This window comes from Parvibaculum sp. (genome assembly GCF_035511255.1).
Classification (GTDB): Bacteria; Pseudomonadota; Alphaproteobacteria; order Parvibaculales; family Parvibaculaceae; genus Parvibaculum.
The window spans coordinates 1-2,834 of sequence record NZ_DATKFR010000399.1 but is presented as its reverse complement, the minus strand read 5'-3'; the positions used below and the strand labels follow the sequence as shown (position 1 = coordinate 2,834).

The 2,834-nt window shown below is 62.4% G+C and carries 3 protein-coding genes; 1 reads left to right on the top strand and 2 read right to left on the bottom strand.

The window, feature by feature from the left end:
* Positions 1 to 625: LTA synthase family protein (locus VMR03_RS15365; protein WP_325406755.1), on the top strand; the 625-nt coding region annotated here is incomplete at its 5' end.
* Between the two features lie 103 nt (positions 626 to 728).
* Here the strand turns inward: VMR03_RS15365 and VMR03_RS15360 are convergent.
* Complete coding sequence (locus VMR03_RS15360) at positions 729 to 1,886, bottom strand: MBL fold metallo-hydrolase (RefSeq protein WP_325406753.1); 1,158 nt, start codon at positions 1,884 to 1,886, stop codon at positions 729 to 731.
* A gap of 148 nt (positions 1,887 to 2,034) precedes the next feature.
* Positions 2,035 to 2,682: a beta/gamma crystallin-related protein gene (locus VMR03_RS15355; protein ID WP_325406751.1), complete on the bottom strand. Its 648-nt coding sequence runs from the start codon at positions 2,680 to 2,682 to the stop codon at positions 2,035 to 2,037.
* Positions 2,683 to 2,834: the final 152 nt, after the last annotated feature.

Genomic DNA, 2,834 nt, shown 5'->3' with positions numbered 1-2,834 from the left:
GCTTCAGAACCGCGAGAACTCGGCGCGCTATGCCGACTGGGCCTATGGCGATTTCATCGAACGCGCCCGCGCCCATGCCTGGTTCGACGATACCGTCTTCGTTTTCGTCGCCGACCATAGCGAGAAGATCAACGGCGCCGCGCAAGTGCCGCTGCAGGACATGCGCATCCCGATCATCATCTATGCTCCGAAGCACATTGCACCGAAAAGGATCGAGACGCTCGGCGCCCAGATCGACCTCATCCCGACCTTGCTCGGCGAACTCGGCTTTTCCTATATGAGCCCGTTCTTCGGCAAGGATCTGCGTCACGTGCCGCTGAATGGCGGCTGGATTTCCGCCGCGCATAATTTTTCGATCGCCTTCGGACGGCCAGGCCATGTCGCGGTGCTGGAACCGCGCGCGCCGGCCAAGGGCTACACGTTCGAGGCGGGCTTGACGCCGCTGAAACCCGAAAAGCCGGACGCCGAAACCCTCAACGAAGCGATCGCGCTGACGCAGACCGCGCACCACATGTTCTACGCGCAGCAGTATCATATGCCCGACGACCGCAAATGGCCGAATTACATGCCGCACCCACGTGCCGTCGCTCACGAACCGGCGCTGCAGTCGACCGTCGAACGCTGAGACTTCGTATCCGCCGGAGCAATTCCGGGAAAGCGGAACCGGCTTTCCCGGAATTGCAGCCCGCGGATATTCGGGACTTCGTCGGCCTCTTGGATGACGGAGGCTAGCGAAGGAGGTCCGATGTCTCGATCGTCGTCGATCCCCCGGGCAGCGAGATCATCAACCCGTCATATCCAAGCACTGTCTCACCCTCGCCCCGGACCTCTGAAACGCCGCGCAGAAACATATGCCGCATGAGCGCATTGGGCAGAGGCGGCACCAGATGCGTGAAGACGAGAAGTTTGACCTTCGCATCGCGCGCGATCTCCGCCGCCTCGACCGGCGAGGTGTGGTAGTCGATCGTGTCACGCACCATCTTGGCGAGGCGCGGAGTACCGGAATGATCGAGCCCCTCCGCAATGGTCCTCGCCATGTCGGCATTGAGAGCTTCATGAACGAGAACATCGGCATCCTTCGCGAACAGAGCGAGATTTTCGTTCTTCTTCGTGTCGCCCGAAACGATGACGACGCGGCCCTGATATTCGACACGATAGCCGAAGGCGGGCTCCACCGGATGGTGATTGACGAGGAAAGCCGAGATCTTCAGCCCGTCCTTGTCGAACACGGTGACGGCGCTACCCAATGCAGGCTTGGCGACCTCATGCGCGACAAGACGCGCGCCTTCCGGATTGAGATAATCCGTGCCGTGATGGGCGATCCGGAAACCTGAATCGGAATCATAGGCGAGCGCGAAGCCGCGCACGACGTCCGCCGTTCCGCTGACGCCATAGGCATCGCCCTCGGCGTCGAGCGGCGGCTTGATCTCTTCCGGCTTGCCCGGGCCGAAGACATCGAGCGGTGTCTTGCGTCCCGCGATCCAGCTCTGTACGGCGAACTCGCCGAGCGCGCCGATATGGTCGGAATGGAGATGCGTAAACAGCACCGCATCGATCGCGCCCGCAGGCAACCGCATCTGCGAGAATTTCGACCAGGAGCCGGGGCCCGTGTCGATGATGACAATGTGCCCACCGGCGACGACCGCGGTGCAGGCATTGGCCCGAACCGGATCGGGCATGGGCGAGCCTGTGCCGCACAGCACGATGTGAAGCGCCTTGTCGGTGAGCAGCGCCGACTTGTCTCCGGCGGCTAGCCGCCCGGCAACGGCGCGTTTCGCCAGCCCATCCTGCAAGGCGGGCATGGTCCAGACGGCCGCGAAACCCGCCAGGCCCAGCGCAATCAGAACCGCCACGGCAATCGCGGCAAACCTTGTCTTTCGTCCCATCGGTCTCATCGGTCTCATCCTCTTCCCCGAATTAATGGATAACATTAATTCACTTCCGTCTTCGGAGCAAGTGGGGCGCCCGAAAGCAAAACGGGCGGACTTTGCGTCCGCCCGCATGATGCATGAGGTCCGGAGACCGGGGATAAGATCAGCGGATGCGCCTGATCGACGAAATCCGGTCGTTGAGGCCGAAGCGCCCGAGATCGGAAATATCCCTGTCGACGGTGAGGCATCGGCCCCTGAAGTGGATATCCTCGCAGACCGCCCAGACGCCGTAGCCGACCCGGAGGCTCGAAATCGCGTCATTGATACCGATATCGCGGAGATCGGCGATATCGCCATCGATGCTCTTGGCGCCGCCCGAGAACTGCGTATCCCGGAAGACGGTGAGCCCGTCCCGATCCCGCATGCCGCCGCCGCGATAATCGTCGACACGGCGCATGGAGGAGATCTTATCGTTGAGGCCGATCTTTCGGAAATCGGCGACGTCCCTGCCGACGATCACACATCGTCCGCGATAGTTGACGTCCTCACAAAGCTGCCAGGCGCCGCCCCGGATCGAAATGCTCGAGGCCGCATCGTTGACGCCGAGCCTGCCGAGATCGGAAATGTCGCCATTGATACGGACAGAGCCTCCCCGGAAGCCGACGTCGCGATAGAGCACGGCGTCGCCCCCTCGCCCATAGCCGCCGCGTCCGTCCCCTCGCTCGTCGGCCGTGGCCGGCGTCGTCGCACCCGCAATGGCGGTGAGAAGCAGAAGTCCGGACAGAGTTCTTGCCATCGTCGGCAAACGCATCGGTTCCCCCATTTTTTTGGCCTATCGCCCATTCGCCTGTCGCGTCGCGAGCTTAGCGCCACGCTATAACCTCGCAAAGCGCATCGTGGTTCCGTCAAACGAAAACGGGCGGACATTGCTGCCCGCCCGTTCGACGTCCGAAACCGGAGCTT

Bases quoted from the DNA above. Each gene is read 5' to 3' on its own strand.
- VMR03_RS15360 (WP_325406753.1), bottom strand. From the start codon at position 1,886: ATGGGACGAAAGACAAGGTTTGCCGCGATTGCCGTGGCGGTTCTGATT.
- VMR03_RS15355 (WP_325406751.1), bottom strand. From the start codon at position 2,682: ATGCGTTTGCCGACGATGGCAAGAACTCTGTCCGGACTTCTGCTTCTC.